The sequence below is a fragment of the Brucella anthropi genome (assembly GCF_046630315.1).
Taxonomy (GTDB): domain Bacteria; phylum Pseudomonadota; class Alphaproteobacteria; order Rhizobiales; family Rhizobiaceae; genus Brucella; species Brucella anthropi_A.
In genome coordinates, this window is sequence record NZ_LQBD01000037.1 from 1 (window position 1) to 15,831 (window position 15,831).

A 15,831-nucleotide genomic window follows, 5' to 3' on the forward strand; every position below is an offset into this window, starting at 1 on the left:
CTCAACAGGATAATCACCCCGTCAAGGCCGTCAGCCAAACCAGTCAAAACCCTTAAAGCTCAACTCGCTCAACCAACCCCAAGGACGCATCAGCCTGCCGCTTGCGGCGCCGCCGCCCTCGTTGTGGCGCCATATAGACCCCACAAACCAAAACTGTCAACGCAGTTTCGTAAAAATTCAGGAATTTTCTTTCCACAGACAATATGGTCCTTTTTAACCAGATTTCAACCGGGAAAACTGGCGATTCGAACAGATGCGACGAATCCATGACACCCGGCATGACAATTGGATGAATGAGCATGAAGCCTATGCCTTATATTCTGGCGGTCGACGGCGGCGGCACCGGGTGCCGGGCCCTGCTTGCCCACAGCAATGGGGAGCTTCTTGGCCGGGGCGGAAGCGGCCCGGCCAATATCAGCGCCGATCCGGCCACGGCACTGGACAATATCATGCACGCGGCGACGCTGGCCGTGCATGATGCCGGGCTGGATGTCTCTCTCCTGAACGAAACATATGCCGTATTCGGGCTCGCGGGCGCCAACGCGCTGCCCGACAAGGACCGCGTGGAACACGGCCTGCCCTTCGGCAAGGTGAAGATCGTTTCCGATGCCGTTACCGCCCTGCACGGCGCGCTCGGCCGGGAAGACGGCGCTATCGTCATTCTTGGCACGGGGTCGGTCTTCGTCAGACGGGAGCGGGATGCTTTCGAGATTGTCGGCGGGCGCGGCTTCATGCTGAGCGATCATGCGGGCGGGGCGCGGCTTGGCCGCGAACTTCTGGAGGAGACGCTGCTTGCCCTCGACGGCATGGCCGAACGCACAGCGCTTGTAGATGCCATAACGGCCCGTTTCGGCGACGACATGCGCCAGATCATCGCCTTCTCGCGCACGGCGACGGCGGCGGACTATGCCGCGCTTGCGCCTATCATTTTCGACCATGCGCGGAAGGGCGATGCGTGCGGCCTTGCAATCCTGCAACGCGCCTGCGCTTATATTGCCCGCGGCCTGGATCGGCTGGGCATGGAAAAGCTCGGACGGTTCAGCCTGACCGGCGGCCTTGCCTCATCCTATGCAGCGCTGCCTTTTCTGCCTTATCGCGAACTGTTTCGACCGGCACGCGGCGATGCATTGCAGGGCGCATTATCGCTTGCCTTGCTGGCGAACGGACGCGATTGAGCGCGGATGGCAATAATGCTTGTCGCAGCCCGGTTTACCCCCTAACTTCTTATAGACGGGTTATGGCCTGATCTTGCGAAACGGCGCCGGTTTTGGCTGGCGGCGTGTATTGCGTATTTTTTCACGCATTTCCGGACGGAAACCGGTTTCCGTTCCTTGAGGAAATGCTCCACAGGGGTGGCATGCTGACGAAAAAGGGCAAATATGGCCTGAAAGCCATGGTGCATCTGGCCGGTATTACGGATGGACAACTGGTTTCCGCCAGTGAGATCGCCGAAAAGCACCATATACCGCGCAAGTTTCTCGACAATATTTTCACCGAGCTTCGCAATGCCGGTTTTGTTCTGAGCCGCAAGGGCAAGGGAGGCGGTTTCTGCCTTGCGCGCCCGGCCAGCGAGATCGCCATCGGCAATATCATCCGCGCGCTCGACGGCGCGCTTGCTCCCATCGCCTGCGCCAGCAAGACGGACTATCGCCCCTGCGACGATTGCGATGAGGACGAATGCGAGGTGCGCCAGATGATGCTCGATGTGCGCGAGGCCATCGCCAGCGTTCTGGATCATCGAACGCTGGCCGACAGCAAGGCCGTGAATATGGCATTGCAGCCGGAACAGGGCATGATCCGACCGGAATGAAGCGAGGATCAATGGGATCATGCGCCAGGCGTATCCGCAACCGCCGGGGCAAGAAAAGCCGGAACGGCACCGGCCTGAAGTGTTTTCGCAAAGCGACGCATGCCAATCTCCGTATGTTGTATCATTACATTACGAGTAGCGAAAATGGGCGGTCGAAACCGCCCCAATATGCGTCGAAATGAATTTCTGATGCCGCTTCGATCAAGCTCCAGCGACGGATTGATGTCGGGTCAATCGTGCCGGACTGCCCGCTCGTTAAAGCAGAGGCAGCCCGGCGCAGTTGCGACCGCCTTCTGGATACGGAGGCATCCAGAGAGGGGGGCAAGCGGCCGCAACTGTTTCCTTATTTCGAAAGGCAGCCCTTCAGGGAATCCGCCAGATTGCGGATGAGCTGCGGATAAAGGTCGGGACCGTCCTTCAATTCCGCTCCCAGAGGATCCAGAACGCCGGTTTTGGCGTCCGTCCCGTCGATCACGGTCTTCACCAGCTTCGGCTCGAACTGCGGTTCGGAGAACACGCAGACGGCGCCAAGCGACTTGATCTTCTCGTAAATTTCCTTGATGCGCGCTGCCCCCGGCGCCTTTTCCGGGCTGACCGTGATCGAGCCGGCCGCCTTCACACCGAAGCGATTTTCAAAATACTGGTAGGCATCATGGAAGACGATGAACGGCTTGTTCTTGACCGGCGCCAGTTCGCTTGCGACGTCCCTGGTCAATGCGTCGAGCTTTTCGCCATAGTCCTTCGCGTTCTTTTCATATTGGGCGGCGTGTTCCGGGTCGGTTTCGGCCAGCGTCTTCGCGATATCCGCCGCCAGGACCTTCCCGTTCTGCGGATCGAGCCAGAAATGCAGATCATATTCATTATGGCCATGCTCATGCCCGTGTCCGCCTTCCGGGCCTTCGGCGGCATGGTCGTGACCTTCGTGGCCATGGTCATGATCATGCGCTTCGAACGGGCCGCCTTCACGGAACTTCAGCCGGGTGAGGCCGTCCGCTTCGCCAAGGGCGACGACTGTCGCGCCTTCGCCGAGTGTATCGATCGGCTTGTCGAGGAAGGTTTCCATCGACGGGCCGGCCCAGAAAATCACCTTGGCGTGCTCGATTGCGTCGGCATCGGAGGGCTTCAGGCTATAGGTGTGCTCGGAACCCGCGCCCTGCACGATCAGCTTCGGCTTGCCCACGCCTTGCATGACCGCCGCAACGATCGAGTGAAGCGGCTTGATCGACACCACGACGCCGTCGCGTTCTGCGGCCAGTGAACCGTTTGCCATACCGGCCAAAAAAGCCGAGGCGAGAAGGAGGGAGCGGAGATGTTTCATTGTCTCTCTCGTCTACGATTGATGAAGAGCATCATATTCAAGCGATATGTTATTTTATTACGTCAGTTGCGTAATGCTATAACGTCTGTCATAAGGTGAGGCAACCCCCATTCTGGAAAAAATCGCAGCGGCGGATCATCCAGGCGGGGGACGAGAACATGCAGGCAGCGAAAGCCCGGAACAGATGAGCAGGAAGACCGCCCTCCCCGCCGGAAAGGCGCGGGAAACATTGATCGAACTGAAAGGCGCCGGCGTCTATCGCGACGGACGCTGGCTCGTGCGCAATGTCGACCTGATTGTCGAGCGCGGCGAGATCGTGACCCTGATCGGGCCGAATGGCGCGGGCAAAAGCACCGCCGCCAAGATGGCGCTGCGCATCCTGAAGCCGGACGAAGGCAGCGTGATCCATGCGCCGGGCCTCACCATCGGCTATGTGCCGCAGAAGATCAATATCGACCGCACGCTGCCGCTTTCCGTCGAGCGCCTGATGACGCTGACCGGCCCCCTTTCCCGCAAGGAGATTGCGGCCGCACTCGACGTGGTGGGCATCCCGCATCTTGCAAAGGCCGAGATCGCCAACCTGTCGGGCGGGGAATTCCAGCGCGCCTTGATGGCGCGTGCGCTGGCCCGCAAGCCGGATCTCATGGTGCTGGACGAGCCGGTGCAGGGCGTCGATTTTTCCGGCGAAGCCGCACTCTACGAACTGATCGCGAAGCTGCGCGACGATACGGGCTGCGGCGTGCTTTTGATCTCGCACGACCTGCATCTGGTCATGGCGGCGACCGACCGCGTCATCTGCCTCAATGGCCATGTCTGTTGCAGCGGGACACCGCGCGATGTGACGGCAAGCCCTGAATATATGCGGCTGTTCGGCAGCCGGGCCGTCGGGCCGCTTGCCGTTTATGAGCACCGCCACGATCACACCCATCTGCCTGACGGGCGCGTGCTGCATGCCGATGGTTCCGTGACCGATCACTGCCATGCCGATGACGGCCATCATCATGAGCATGAACATCATCACGAAGGGAGCGCGCGCCGTGCTTGACGATTTCTTCACCCGCGCCATCATCGCCGGTGTCGGACTGGCGCTCACCACCGGCCCGCTCGGCTGCTTCATCGTCTGGCGGCGCATGGCCTATTTCGGCGACACCATGGCCCATTCCGCGCTTCTTGGCGTGGCGCTGGCGCTTGTTTTCGACATCAACCTGATGATCGGCGTCTTCGCGGTCGCTGTGGCGATTTCGGCCATTCTGCTGCTCTTGCAGCGCCGCCACACATTGTCGGCGGATTCGCTCCTCGGCATCCTGTCCCATGCCACGCTGTCGCTTGGCCTCGTCCTCGTCGCCTTCATGACATGGGTGCGCGTCGACCTCCTGTCCTTCCTGTTCGGCGATATTCTGGCCGTGTCGCGGATGGATATCGCCTTCATCTATGGCGGGGGCTTGCTTGTGCTGGCGGTTCTGGCCTGGCTGTGGCGCCCTTTTCTCGCCGCCACCGTCAGCGAGGATATAGCGCGCGCCGAAGGCATGAACCCGGCTTTGTCGCGCATCGTCTTCATGCTGTTGCTCGCCATCGTCATCGCCATCGCGATGAAGATCGTCGGAATCCTCCTGATAACCTCGCTGCTCATCATTCCGGCAGCAACCGCACGCCGCTTTTCCTCCACGCCCGAGCAGATGGCTGTTCTCGCCTCACTGATCGGGGCCGCCGGGGTGATCGGCGGACTTTATGGCTCCATTCATTTCGATACGCCGTCCGGCCCGTCCATCGTGGTCGCGGCGCTTGCCATTTTCATTTTGAGCCTGCTACCCCTACATAAAAGGGAACAAGCATCACCGAAACGGATCGCTGGACAATGAGCACGCATCACCACCATCACGCCCCGCAGGATCTGACCCGCAATCAGACACTGGTTTTCGACGTCCTGTCCAAGGCGGACGGGCCGCTCAGCGCCTATACGATTCTCGACCAGTTGCGCGATGACGGTTTCCGCGCGCCGCTGCAGGTCTACCGCGCATTGGAAAAGCTGCTCGACTATGGGCTGATCCATCGCCTCGAAAGCCTCAACGCCTTTGTTGCCTGCGCGCATCCGCAATGCCATCAGCAGGGCCTGGTGGCCTTCGCGATCTGCGAGAAATGCGGTCAGGTGACGGAATTCTCCGACGCGGCAATCGAAAATCTCGTCAGCGCGTGGAGCCTCCAGAACGGCTTCACATCGCGCAAGACGACACTGGAACTGCGCGGCCTCTGCGAAGCCTGCGGCGAGCACTGACACACAGGAACCTGTTCAAGGTAACCATGTCCGCACAATCCCGGCTTAAAAAATAACGCATCGGCAATCGAAACCTGCTAGACTGATGGGAGGGGAACAGCAGGTAAGATTTTGATATGGCACGGGTTAAGCCATCCCACGAACGTCGCAGGGAAGAGAGGCAGCGCACAAGGCTGCGCTCGGGAAAGATCGTGGGTCTCGACGGGCGGTTCATCATCGAATGCCAGTTCAGCGATATCGCGCCCCATGGCGCCAAGCTGAGAACGGTCGAAGTCCCGACCCTGCCCGAACGTTTCTGGCTGTTCGACGATTATTATGGCCGCGCGCTTCTCGCCCGTGTCGCCTGGCGCAATGGCCGCGAAATGGGCGTGGAGCTTGTGGCTGACCCGGCGGTCACGCCGCTGGACGAAGAGCGCCTCGCCCAGCTTGCAGGCAAATATTATTCGCTGTGACCGGCGGGCTCCACACTCGCCTGTTTCTCCGCGGCCTGTTTGGCCGGCGCGGTCGGTGTCGGCGTGCCGCGCATGTTCATGGCGCGGATTTCTTCGGCTGAAATATAGTTGAACTGCTCGACCAGCAGGTCCTTGATGACCGGCTCGGGGAACCGCGCATTCAAGTCGGTGATGATCGAGGCGCGCACATCCTCAAAACTCACCTTCTCGACCTCTTTCGTATCCGAATAGCTGCCATAGAATTTGCGGAAGATTTCATCGCTGATGAAGAATTCGAGCGGCACGGTCAGCTTCTTGCGGATGTTCGAATCGACCGTATAGACAAGCTGCGTCACCACATAACCGGCGACGCTGCCATTTACGATGATCGGCACGCTCATCACATCCGTCTTGACGTAATCCACGCCGCCGAAACCGCCGGTTGCGGCCTGCGCCCCATCCGACGATGCGGCGTTCTGGCGAACCGCCAGGAAGAGCGAGCCGAAGGCGACGGCGCAGATCCAAAGACCGATGGCAAGGATGCGGATCATCGTGCGTGACCGAGCCTCACGCTCTGCATGGAATAGGTGCCGTCGGCTTCCTGCGTTTCCAGCGCGCCGCGAATGAGGTCGGCCAGTTCGCCGACGGCGCGCAGATGCAGCTGCAATGCCTCGCAATTCTTCTCAAGCTTCTGCTTGAGGCTGTCCAGCAGCGGCTGAAGCCGCTTCATCGTCGCCGGTTCGGCAGCGTTGGCCGCTTTCTTGATCGCCTTGTTGAAATCGTAGAGGCCGCGGCTCTTGCGGGCGTTGATTTCCGCAAGATCGGGATTGCCGCCTTCCAGCAGAAGCCGCGTTTCGGTGTCGATGACATCTTCCAGACGCTGGATCGCCCGCACGACCGGTTTCAATGTGGGGTTTTCGGCCGTTTCCTCTGCCAGTACCTGACCGGGTTCGCGCGTCGCGGCGACGATCAGCGAATCCTCTTGCGGCAGGCTGTTTTCAGAGCTTGTCTCGGTCATTTCGGGGTCCTCAATTATGAAGCTGGCGAATCTTGTGGTTGCGGGCCAATCAGCCGCGCACTGTCCTTATCGCTGTTATTGGCTGGAGCGGTTTCAGTAAGCCGTCAAAACCGCCCTGGCTGTTTATTCCTGCGCATGCCTTTACCCGGAAACCGGGTCCCGCTCCTGGGAGACATGCTCTAGCTGCCTTTGAATGAGCTTGCGTTCGAAACCATGCACAATGTCCTTCGACACGGCATTTTCGCTCACCTGGTCTCCCAGATTATGGATCACATCTCCCAGCGCCATGGTCGTCGGCGCTTCTGCCCGCCCGTTGCGCGCCGCCTGTGCCTCAAGCAACCTGGCAATGCCGACACCGCCGCCATCCGCCATCTTGTTTGCCATGGCTTCCGCCATCATGGACTTCCAGTATTCGCCGGCAATCCCCTTCCCGAAGGTCGCCGTCGTGTCGCTGGTGAACATCGACTGCACGAAGGATTGCAGCATGAAGGCCTCGAACTTGCGATAGGCCGGATTGGCCGCATTCTGCGCATCCGGCCGCACGCTGACCCCAGCCGCAAGACTGTCGGAAAAGCTGGTGAAACCATCCCGCGTCAGGCCACCGGCGGCCGAAGCCACCATGGTGCCCGATGCGGACGGCGTCCTCAACCGTTCCGCCGCCATGCGATAGGCTTGCGGATCGGCGGCGCGCGCCACGTCCATCACCAGATCTGACGGCGGGTTGATCGCCATGCATCACTCCTTGTTTGTTATGTGCACCATAATGGGCCAAACTTGACTGAAACTTGTGCGTGCGTTCAGCCTCGATTTTGCGCTCAATCAGGGTTTTGCGGGCGGTTTGTCGTTTTCCGGCTAATAAATTCCTCGATCAGGCTGGAAAGCTCGCGCCGTTCGCGATCATTTTCCGCGTCCGTCAGGCGATCTTCCAGCAAGCCGACCCGCCGCTGCTCCTGCAGCAGCGCCTTGCGCTGCCCATCGAGGCGCTGTTCTAGCTGCTGCGATTCGGCCGCATTGTTTCCAAGACGCCGGATCAGCAGCGATGGATCGATATCGAGCGCATCGCCGTCATAACGGCGATCCTGCATGGCGATCAGCGCCGCGCGCTCCTCATCCAGCGCGCCCTTGCGCGCATTGGCGGCGGCCAGCGCCTGCTCCAGCCGGGCGCTGCCGAGCTTTTGCAGTTCGATGAGTTTTTTCAGATTGCGCGGGTTCGTCATGGCCAGCCTCAAAACAGCGCGCGCAACTGCGTCGCCGTTTCGTGGGTGAAGAAACGCAGGAGTTCCGGCAGGATGAAATAGACCACCAGCAAGCCTCCCCCCAGCACAAACGGCATCGACACGAAATAGACCGGGATGGTCGGCGTCAGCTTGTTGACGAGACCGATGGCGAAATTGACCAGAATCGCAAAGACGATGAAAGGGGCCGCGATGCGCAGCGTTGCCAGAAAGGCCGCCGAAAGCGCATCGGTGAAGTCGATCATCGCCGCATCGGGTCGGAACTGCCCGTCAACGGGAATCGCGACATAGGAATTGAGCAGCGCCCGAAAAATTTCCAGATGCATGTCGGTGACGAAGAACAGGAACAGCGCGCTGAAAGTGACGATGGTTGCAAGCGTGGCCTGCGGTTCGCTTTCCGTGATGGCATCGGCGGGAGAACCGGAATAGCCGACGGAAACCGCCATCGTGCTGGCCATGAATTGCAGCGCCCAGAAATAGATATGCGCCAGAATCCCGATCACCGCGCCGACGAACATTTCACTCGCCATCAGGCGGAACAGGGTCCACGGCTGCCCGGCATCGATAACGGTCACGATGCGTTGCAGCACCAGCGGCAGAACCGCGAAGGAACAGGCGAGAGCGATGTAGAGCCTCACCTGCAACGGAATGCGCGCGCTCGAAAGCCCCGGCATCAGCATCAGGCATGCGCCGATGCGGCAGAACGCCAGAACGGCGGCCAGGATGATTTCGTTGAGCGGCAGTTGTGCGACAGGCAACGGGTTCTCTCCCGGTCAGGAAATCGCACCGAGCGACTTCACCTCCACGCCGCGGGCAATTTCGACATGGGAGAGCACCGGCAGTGTGGCGAACAGGCGCTCGATAATCATGCGAATATAGGGCCGCGCTTCCGGCGAGGACACCAGCACGAAGCGCTCGCCATTGTCGAAATGCTTGCGGATGACCGCGGAAGCTTCCGTGCCGAACTGTTCCAGCAGGCGCGGATCGATGTCGAATTCGACGATCTCGCCCTTGGCGTCACGCTTGAGGCTCTGGTGGAAAACGAGATCCCAGCGATTGCCGAGGCGCAGAACATTCAGCACGCCATTGTCGGACAGATCGCCGCAAATCTGCTGCGCCATGCGCATGCGGACATGTTCCACGATCATTTCCGGGCGGCGGACGAGCGGCGCGATTTCCGCGATGGCTTCAAGGATCAGATGCAGGTTGCGGATGGAAATGCGCTCCGCGAGCAGAAGCTTCAGCACCGCCTGCAAGCCCGAATAGGAAATATGCGACGGGCAGATATCTTCCAGAAGCTTGCGATATTCCGGCCCCAGACGGTCCAGCAGAATGCGCATATCCTTGTAGGACAGAAGCTGGGCCAGATTGTTGCGCACGATTTCGCTCAGATGCGTCAGCAGGACCGAGAGATTGTCCACGGTCATGTAGCCGTCGCGGCGCAGGTCCGACGCAAAGGTTTCCGGCACGGAATAAGCGCGCATGCCGAAGGCCGGTTCGCGCACTTCCTCGCCCGGTATGGACGGGATCGGACGCTCGCCCAGCACGACCAGCGTTTCGCCGACGCGCAGTTCGTGGCTGGCGACCGCCGTGCCATGTATCTTGATGCGATAGCTTTTCGGCGGCAGCGCGATATCGTCCGTGACCTTGATCTCGGGGATGACGAAACCGTATTCCTGCGCAAACTTGCGGCGCATCTTGTTGACACGGTGCGCCAGTTCCTGCTGCGAGGCGATCAGCCGGGCGGAAAGCTGCTTGCCGAGGCAAAGCTCGATCTGGTTGGTTTCAAGCGACGCCTTGACGGAATTGCGCTCCTGCTCTTCCGCTTCGCGCTGTTTCTTGCCGGCTTCGCTTGCTTCCGCCGCGCGCTGGCGCGCCTGACGACGCGGCACGGCAATGCCGATGAAAGCCATCGCGCCGCCCAGCATGAAGAAGGGGAAGGCCGGCAGGCCCGGCATGATGCCGAGGACGAAGAGCAGCATGGCCGCGACCAGAAGCGCCTTCGGATAGGCACCAAGCTGGCCGAAGATCGCCTGATCGGCGGAGCCGCGCGTGCCGCCCTTCGACACCAGAAGACCGGCGGCGAGCGAGACGATCAGCGCCGGAATCTGCGTGACCAGACCATCGCCCACCGACAGTTTGGTGAAGACATCGGCTGCATGCGCGATATCCATGTCGTGGCGGGTGGCGCCGATGATGATGCCGCCGAAAATATTGACCGCCGTGATGATGAGGCCCGCAATCGCATCGCCGCGCACGAATTTGGAAGCACCGTCCATGGAGCCGAAGAAGGAGCTTTCCTCTTCCAGCTCGCGGCGGCGGCGCTGCGCTTCCTTTTCATCGATCAGGCCGGAGGAGAGATCGGCATCAATCGCCATCTGCTTGCCGGGAATGGCGTCGAGCGTGAAGCGCGCGCCCACTTCCGCGATACGTGTCGCGCCCTTGGTGATGACAAGGAAGTTGACGATGATGAGAATGCAGAAAACCACCAGGCCGATGACGAAATCGCCGCCCATCACGAATTGCGAGAAGCCATGGATCACATGACCGGCGGCGAGATAGCCTTCATTGCCGTGGGTGAGGATCACGCGCGTCGTCGCGATATTCAGCGACAATCGCATCATGGTGGCGATCAAGAGCACCGTCGGGAAGGCGGAAAAGTCGAGCGGGCGCTGAATCCACAGCGCCACCATCAGGATCAGGACCGAAAAGGCGATCGAGAACGCCAGGCCGATATCCAGCACGACCGCCGGAACAGGCAGGAAAAGCACCGTCAGGATGATGATGATGCCAACCGCCAGCCCCATATCGCTGCCGGTCAGAAATCCGCTTTTCATGAAGGGTTTAGCCGCTGCCTGCTGCACATCCGTCTCCTGTTACAAAGCGGACCTTAGCCTGCGAAGCTTGCGCGAGGCTGCGCGGGAGAACCCAAGGCTCTTCTGAAATATCCACCAAGGAGTTGGCGTTGACGGTTCTGCCGCTCGCGCGAACACTGCGCTTATTTGAAAGAACCGATCATGGACAGATGCGTGAGCAGCCGCCGACAGCCTGACGAGACAGTTTCACTCGGCTGGTATGACGGCGCGCCCGACCCGGATGAAATCGCCGCGTTTTTCGCCCGCAATGCCGGATCGACCTATATTTCCCATACGGATATCCAGTGGGGCCGTGCGCTGGACGCCCAAAGATGGAGCCCCGATCTGCACCGGAAGATTGCCGATCTCGCCATCGAGGCCAAAGGGCGCGGCAATGAGAGGTCGCCGGGCATTCGCCTTGTCACCGCCAGAACCGGCCCTGCATTGGCGGGCATCGCCTTTCTGACGGCGCGGCCCGATGCCGACCGGCCCTATGCGATACTGGAGGACCTGCTGGTCGGCAGCGACCATCGCGGCCAAGGGCTCGGCTCATTCATGCTGCAATGGGTGCGCGATCAGTGCCGCCTTGCGGGCATCGAAAAGATGTTTCTTGAAAGCAATCTCGGCAATGAACGCGCGCATGCGCTGTTTCACCGGCTGGGCTTCACGCAGCTTTCGGTCGTCATGTCCTGCGACCTGTGACGGCGATCAGAACCCCTTTTCGATGCGCGAATAGGCGAGCAGCGTAAAGGAATTGATCTGCGCGCCGACGAAGGGCGCGGTGAGCGCCAGAACGACGAAAATGACGATGATCTTCGGCACGAAGGTCAAGGTCATTTCCTGGATTTGCGTCAGCGCCTGGAAAAGCGCAATGCCGATGCCCGCAAGCATGGCGGCAAGCACCGCCGGGCCGCTTGCCATGAGCACGGTCCAGATGGCGGAATTGACGATATCAAGCGCGTCGGCCTCGTTCACCGCACCATGTCCTAACTGATCCTGACGCCCTGGCCGATCATCAGCGTCTTGCCGTCTTCCAGTTCGGCCAGCATCCCGTTGGACTGGATGGTGACGGATTTCACGACGCCCGATATGCTGCCATCGGCATTGGTCAGCGTGCGGCCGATCCAGCCCTCGGCCTGCGTCAGCGACGTGTTGGCGATCAGCGTTTCAAGCTTGCTGTTCATCTGGACGGACTGCTCGACATTGGAGAAGGTCGCAAGCTGCGAAACATATTGCGTCGCATCCATGGGCTGCGTCGGGTCCTGGTTCTGCATCTGCGTCACCAGAAGCTTGAGGAACGAATTATAATCGACGCTGGCCTTGTTGGCCGCCGAATTGCTGTTGGTCGCAGCGGTGTTGCTGGTCGTGTTCGCGCCGATCGGCGGTGTCGTGGTCATGGATTTGCCTCCGCGGATTTCCGGGTTTTGAGCACGGGAACAGCCGGGCTTTCCAGCCCCATCAGCCCGGCCTCGCGTGGATATTGCGCGCGAATTGTCTTGAGCGCCTCGAAGATGCGCCCGTTATGGACCAGCTCATCGACCAGCTTCAGCGCATTGAGGATTTCCGCATCCTTGAAGGTCGCGAACATGCCCTTCAGCATCTGCGCGAAGGTGCGGTGCGCCTCTTCGCGCATGGCCGGTTCGATCAGCATCATCTGCGCGGCGAAATAAAGCTGGCGCAGCGGCGTCGTTGTGTCTTCGGGCTGGAGAACATGGTTTTCCAGAAGAAAGGTCGCATCGTTGAGCAGTTCGAGCGAAACCTTGCGGTCGGCTTTCAGCACCGCGCCATTGATGAATATCCGCTCGCCCGCGCGCAGCGAAAGGCGAATGGCCGGTTTTGCGTTTGGCGCCATGTCAAAGCCCATCCCGGATCGACTGCGTGATCTCGATTACCGTGTCGTAATCATTGCTTTCGCCCTGCCGGATGCGCTCGATTTCCTTCAGCACGAAAATACCGACGGAAATGATCGCCGCCTTCAGTTCCTTCGGCAGCACGTTATCCTCCGACCCCAGATCGTCGATGATCGTGGTCCAGAGCTTGGTGGTGAAATAGGCAGCGTCGATCCCCTCGCGCGAGCCGGCTCCATTGGCCTTGGCCGCGTCGAGCATCGCGATGGAACGGTCGAACAGCGCCCGCTCGCGTTCCCTGGCGCTCGCCATATCGTCATTCATGACATCTTCGTAGCGCATCTGATACATGGCGTCTCCGTCTATCAGTTCGGACGGGCTCGCATCATGCTGCGTCCGTCCTGATCATTCCAACTACCTGAGATAGTTGAGCAGGCTCATATTCTGCAGCTGAACCGTCAGCGAATAGGACGTTTCGATCTGCGTCTTCAGCGCGTTCACGCGGGTTGCCGCCTCGTAAGGATCGACTTCCTCCAGATTGAGGACAGACTGGTTCAGGATCTTCTGCTGCGCCGCGATGCGCGTGGTGGCGGCCTTGGTGCGCGCCTGCGCAAGGCCGAGCGTCGTCTGCTCCGAGGTCGTTTCGGTGATCGCGCTCGTCGTGGTCTGCATGGCCTGTTGGGTCAGCGCCTCGAAAGCCTGACTGTTGAGGCCGATGGTTGCAAATTCGGCCACCATGACCGCCGACATGATCGTCTTGCGGAAACCTTCGGCATTGGCCGAGATCGACGTATCGGCGGTTTCGGTCGGCGAAATCCGGCTCTTGATGACCGTGTCCGATGCATCCGACCAGTTCGCGGCCCAGTTGGCATCGTTGAACTGGTCGGCGAAATCGCCTTCCAGAAAGGCCTTCATCTGATCGCCGGTGATGTCGGCCACCTGCGGATCGTCGATGGCGAAGCCGAAATGGTTCTGGAACGCCTGACGCACCGCCGCCTGCGCGGCGCTGCCTTCGGTATAATCGGCAACCGGCTTCACATCGGTGTTCACACCGGCAAAGATATATTCGCCATTATAGCTGGTGTTGAGCAGGCCGGTGACGGAATTGAGAATGGATTTTGCCGATTTGGCAACGGTGGCAGCGCTTTCGACGGTATTGTTGGCGCCCGTCAGGTCGCCCAGAAAGGTCTGCGTGTTCTCGATGATCGTGCCGGCTGCGGTCTGCGTCGCATTCATGCGCTGCTGCACCAGCTTGTTCATGTCGGTCAGCACGCTCAGCCGGTCATATTCCTTGCGCAAGGATATGGTCTGGCCGGACTTCGCGCCCAGCGCCAGGCCGACATCGAACACGGTTCCCGTGGTCGCTTCCTGCTGCGCCTTCACCATCTCGGCCTTGTTCTTCGCCACGAGGGCTCGGAGGGCCGACGTTGCGCCAAATGTGGAAATCGATTGCGCTTTCATTGGCCTCACACCGCGTTGAGAAGATCGTCGAGCATTGCGCTGATCGTGGTCAGCACCCGGCTCGATGCCTGATAGGAATGTTCAAGATCGAGAAGCAGCGCCATTTCGGTGTCCATATCGACGCCGTTGGCATTGGAAAGGACGGCATCCGCCTGGGTGGCGACCGTCGCATTATAGGAGAATTCGCTGTTGGCCTTCTGGCGCTTGCCCTCAAGCCAGCTGATCGACGCGGCGCTGTAATCCGTCAGGCTGGCGCTGGCGGACAGACCCGCTGCCGGATCGAATGCCATCGGCTCGGAAAAGGCCTCGTTCAGCGCGCGCAGGCGATCGCTGAAACCGGCGGCGCCATCAGGATTGAACTGGCCATTGACCCCGTCGCGCAGCTTGGTCGGGCTGCCGCCCTGCGATGTTACGAAGCTCGACGAAACCCGGATCGTCCCGGCATTTTCCGGCCCGCCCGGCGCGCCAGCCCAGACGAAAAGCCCGTCATTGCCTTCCGCGAACATCGACACCAGATTGCGCGCAATCCCGTCGAGCTGCATCTGGTATTGCGGGGCGATCTGGTCGCGCAGTTGCAGCAGGCCGCTGAGACGCCCCGTGCCATAAGGCTGGTCGAATGTCTCGTGATTGAGCGGCACGCCATCCACCAGCACCGCCTTGCCGGCAATGCCGGGCGCCAGAACGGTCGACTGTTCGAAGCTCACCTTGCGCGCCGTCGTCTCAAATAATGTCACGCCGTTTTCGGCAAAAATGACCATGTCATTGTCGCCGCGCATCATGGTGGTGATGCCGATCTCGCCGGAAAGCTGCTTCAGGATCGCATCGCGCTGATCCATATAGTCGGAAACATCGCGATTGGCGCGCGTGCCGCCGACGATCTCCTGATTGACCTTTTCGAACTTGGCGAGAAGATCGTTGATATTGGCGACGGAATCCGCAATCTCGCTGTCTGCATCGTTGCGCAATGCCTGAACCTGCCTGCTCCCGGCATTGAGCGCATTGGCAAGCGACTGCGCCGTGGATACGGCACTGTCGCCGAGCGTGCTGTTGGATGGCGCGGCGGCATAGGTCTGGAGCGCATCGCGCAGGTCGCCGATCAGGGCCGATGGCGAGCCGGAATACTTGTCCGCCGAATAAAGCGACGAAAGGCGGTCCAGCCCGCCCGCGAGGATGGACGAGGAAGACGCCATGCTGTTCGACTGGATGAACTTGTTGAACATGGCCTCATCCGCCGACCGGCTGATCCCGACGTAAAGCGAGCCATAAGGCCCCGATACGAGAGACGCGGTGCGCCGGGAATAATCCGGATCGTTGGCGCCCGCAATATTGCGGGAGACAACGGAGGTCTGCTTGGACGTTGCCGCAAGCGAACTTTTGGCCGTCAGAAGCGCAGAACTAAGCGACATCTTACCCCCATCCTACAAGTGTATGCCCGGTGGGGTATCAAGTGGCTTTCCCCCCGGAAACACGGCTGAAACATCTGCCTGGAACCCCCATCCCGCCTGAACGGAACCTGCCCCATGCGCCCGCCCCGCAGCCCGTGGCCGGCGCGGAGCGGATTGACGGCCATTCCGGGGAGAGCCT

20 protein-coding genes are annotated in these 15,831 nt (G+C 60.4%); 7 read left to right on the top strand and 13 right to left on the bottom strand.

Annotation, left to right across the window (positions count from 1 at the left end; all coding sequences use genetic code 11):
• Positions 1-293 precede the first annotated feature (293 nt).
• Positions 294-1,175 carry a BadF/BadG/BcrA/BcrD ATPase family protein gene (locus AVM02_RS16790; RefSeq protein WP_411508063.1) on the top strand — a complete coding sequence of 294 codons (882 nt, stop codon included), beginning with the start codon at positions 294-296 and terminating at the stop codon, positions 1,173-1,175.
• Between the two features lie 182 nt (positions 1,176-1,357).
• Complete coding sequence (locus tag AVM02_RS16795; RefSeq protein ID WP_411508064.1) at positions 1,358-1,810, top strand: RrF2 family transcriptional regulator; 453 nt, start codon at positions 1,358-1,360, stop codon at positions 1,808-1,810.
• Between the two features lie 343 nt (positions 1,811-2,153).
• Here the strand turns inward: AVM02_RS16795 and znuA are convergent, their stop codons facing one another.
• A complete protein-coding gene (znuA, locus tag AVM02_RS16800; protein WP_411508065.1) occupies positions 2,154-3,128 on the bottom strand; it encodes a zinc ABC transporter substrate-binding protein ZnuA in 975 nt (324 codons plus the stop codon).
• A gap of 184 nt (positions 3,129-3,312) precedes the next feature.
• Here znuA and AVM02_RS16805 point away from each other — a divergent pair, with 184 nt between their 5' ends.
• The 4 genes from AVM02_RS16805 to AVM02_RS16820 all read left to right on the top strand — a co-directional run bounded on the left by AVM02_RS16805 (position 3,313) and on the right by AVM02_RS16820 (position 5,852).
• A complete protein-coding gene (locus tag AVM02_RS16805) occupies positions 3,313-4,173 on the top strand; it encodes an ATP-binding cassette domain-containing protein (protein ID WP_411508066.1) in 861 nt (286 codons plus the stop codon).
• A complete protein-coding gene (gene znuB / locus AVM02_RS16810) occupies positions 4,130-4,987 on the top strand; it encodes a zinc ABC transporter permease subunit ZnuB (protein ID WP_411508204.1) in 858 nt (285 codons plus the stop codon). The genes AVM02_RS16805 and znuB overlap by 44 nt, the downstream gene beginning before the upstream one ends.
• Positions 4,984-5,400 (top strand): Fur family transcriptional regulator, encoded by a 417-nt coding sequence (locus tag AVM02_RS16815; RefSeq protein ID WP_411508067.1) that lies wholly within the window; start codon positions 4,984-4,986, stop codon positions 5,398-5,400. The genes znuB and AVM02_RS16815 overlap by 4 nt, the downstream gene beginning before the upstream one ends.
• 116 nt (positions 5,401-5,516) lie before the next feature.
• A complete protein-coding gene (locus AVM02_RS16820) occupies positions 5,517-5,852 on the top strand; it encodes a PilZ domain-containing protein (RefSeq protein ID WP_112592025.1) in 336 nt (111 codons plus the stop codon).
• On the opposite strand, the gene AVM02_RS16825 is transcribed toward AVM02_RS16820, so the two are convergent.
• The 6 genes from AVM02_RS16825 to flhA form a co-directional block, all read right to left on the bottom strand.
• Complete coding sequence (locus AVM02_RS16825) at positions 5,840-6,382, bottom strand: hypothetical protein (RefSeq protein WP_411508068.1); 543 nt, start codon at positions 6,380-6,382, stop codon at positions 5,840-5,842. The two genes, AVM02_RS16820 and AVM02_RS16825, sit on opposite strands and share 13 nt — an antisense overlap.
• The gene (locus AVM02_RS16830) at positions 6,379-6,849 is read right to left on the bottom strand and encodes a flagellar protein FlgN (RefSeq protein WP_411508069.1); all 471 of its coding nucleotides are present in this window, start codon (positions 6,847-6,849) and stop codon (positions 6,379-6,381) included. Before AVM02_RS16830 ends, AVM02_RS16825 begins: the two co-directional genes overlap by 4 nt.
• Before the next feature lie 141 nt (positions 6,850-6,990).
• On the bottom strand, positions 6,991-7,581 hold the full coding sequence (locus AVM02_RS16835) for a rod-binding protein (RefSeq protein ID WP_411508070.1): 591 nt from the start codon (positions 7,579-7,581) through the stop codon (positions 6,991-6,993).
• 83 nt (positions 7,582-7,664) lie between these two features.
• Positions 7,665-8,066, bottom strand: a complete 402-nt coding sequence (locus tag AVM02_RS16840; protein WP_411508071.1) for a hypothetical protein — start codon at positions 8,064-8,066, stop codon at positions 7,665-7,667.
• 8 nt (positions 8,067-8,074) lie between these two features.
• Positions 8,075-8,842, bottom strand: coding sequence for a flagellar biosynthetic protein FliR (gene fliR / locus AVM02_RS16845; RefSeq protein ID WP_411508072.1), 768 nt, complete (start codon positions 8,840-8,842; stop codon positions 8,075-8,077).
• Between the two features lie 15 nt (positions 8,843-8,857).
• Positions 8,858-10,921, bottom strand: coding sequence for a flagellar biosynthesis protein FlhA (flhA, locus tag AVM02_RS16850; RefSeq protein WP_411508073.1), 2,064 nt, complete (start codon positions 10,919-10,921; stop codon positions 8,858-8,860).
• A gap of 192 nt (positions 10,922-11,113) precedes the next feature.
• Here flhA and AVM02_RS16855 point away from each other — a divergent pair, with 192 nt between their 5' ends.
• Positions 11,114-11,641: a GNAT family N-acetyltransferase gene (locus AVM02_RS16855; protein WP_411508074.1), complete on the top strand. Its 528-nt coding sequence runs from the start codon at positions 11,114-11,116 to the stop codon at positions 11,639-11,641.
• Positions 11,642-11,647: 6 nt separating this feature from the next.
• Here the strand turns inward: AVM02_RS16855 and fliQ are convergent, their stop codons facing one another.
• The 6 genes from fliQ to flgK form a co-directional block, all read right to left on the bottom strand.
• On the bottom strand, positions 11,648-11,914 hold the full coding sequence (fliQ, locus tag AVM02_RS16860; protein ID WP_006469393.1) for a flagellar biosynthesis protein FliQ: 267 nt from the start codon (positions 11,912-11,914) through the stop codon (positions 11,648-11,650).
• 11 nt (positions 11,915-11,925) lie between these two features.
• Positions 11,926-12,336 carry a flagellar hook assembly protein FlgD gene (flgD, locus tag AVM02_RS16865; protein ID WP_411508075.1) on the bottom strand — a complete coding sequence of 137 codons (411 nt, stop codon included), beginning with the start codon at positions 12,334-12,336 and terminating at the stop codon, positions 11,926-11,928.
• Entirely contained in the window at positions 12,333-12,791 is a 459-nt protein-coding gene (gene flbT, locus AVM02_RS16870; RefSeq protein WP_411508076.1) for a flagellar biosynthesis repressor FlbT, read from the bottom strand. The genes flgD and flbT overlap by 4 nt, the downstream gene beginning before the upstream one ends.
• A gap of 1 nt (position 12,792) precedes the next feature.
• Positions 12,793-13,137, bottom strand: a complete 345-nt coding sequence (flaF, locus tag AVM02_RS16875; RefSeq protein WP_411508077.1) for a flagellar biosynthesis regulator FlaF — start codon at positions 13,135-13,137, stop codon at positions 12,793-12,795.
• A gap of 63 nt (positions 13,138-13,200) precedes the next feature.
• A complete protein-coding gene (locus AVM02_RS16880) occupies positions 13,201-14,247 on the bottom strand; it encodes a flagellar hook-associated family protein (RefSeq protein WP_411508078.1) in 1,047 nt (348 codons plus the stop codon).
• Between the two features lie 5 nt (positions 14,248-14,252).
• Positions 14,253-15,653 carry a flagellar hook-associated protein FlgK gene (gene flgK, locus AVM02_RS16885; RefSeq protein ID WP_411508079.1) on the bottom strand — a complete coding sequence of 467 codons (1,401 nt, stop codon included), beginning with the start codon at positions 15,651-15,653 and terminating at the stop codon, positions 14,253-14,255.
• Positions 15,654-15,831: the final 178 nt, after the last annotated feature.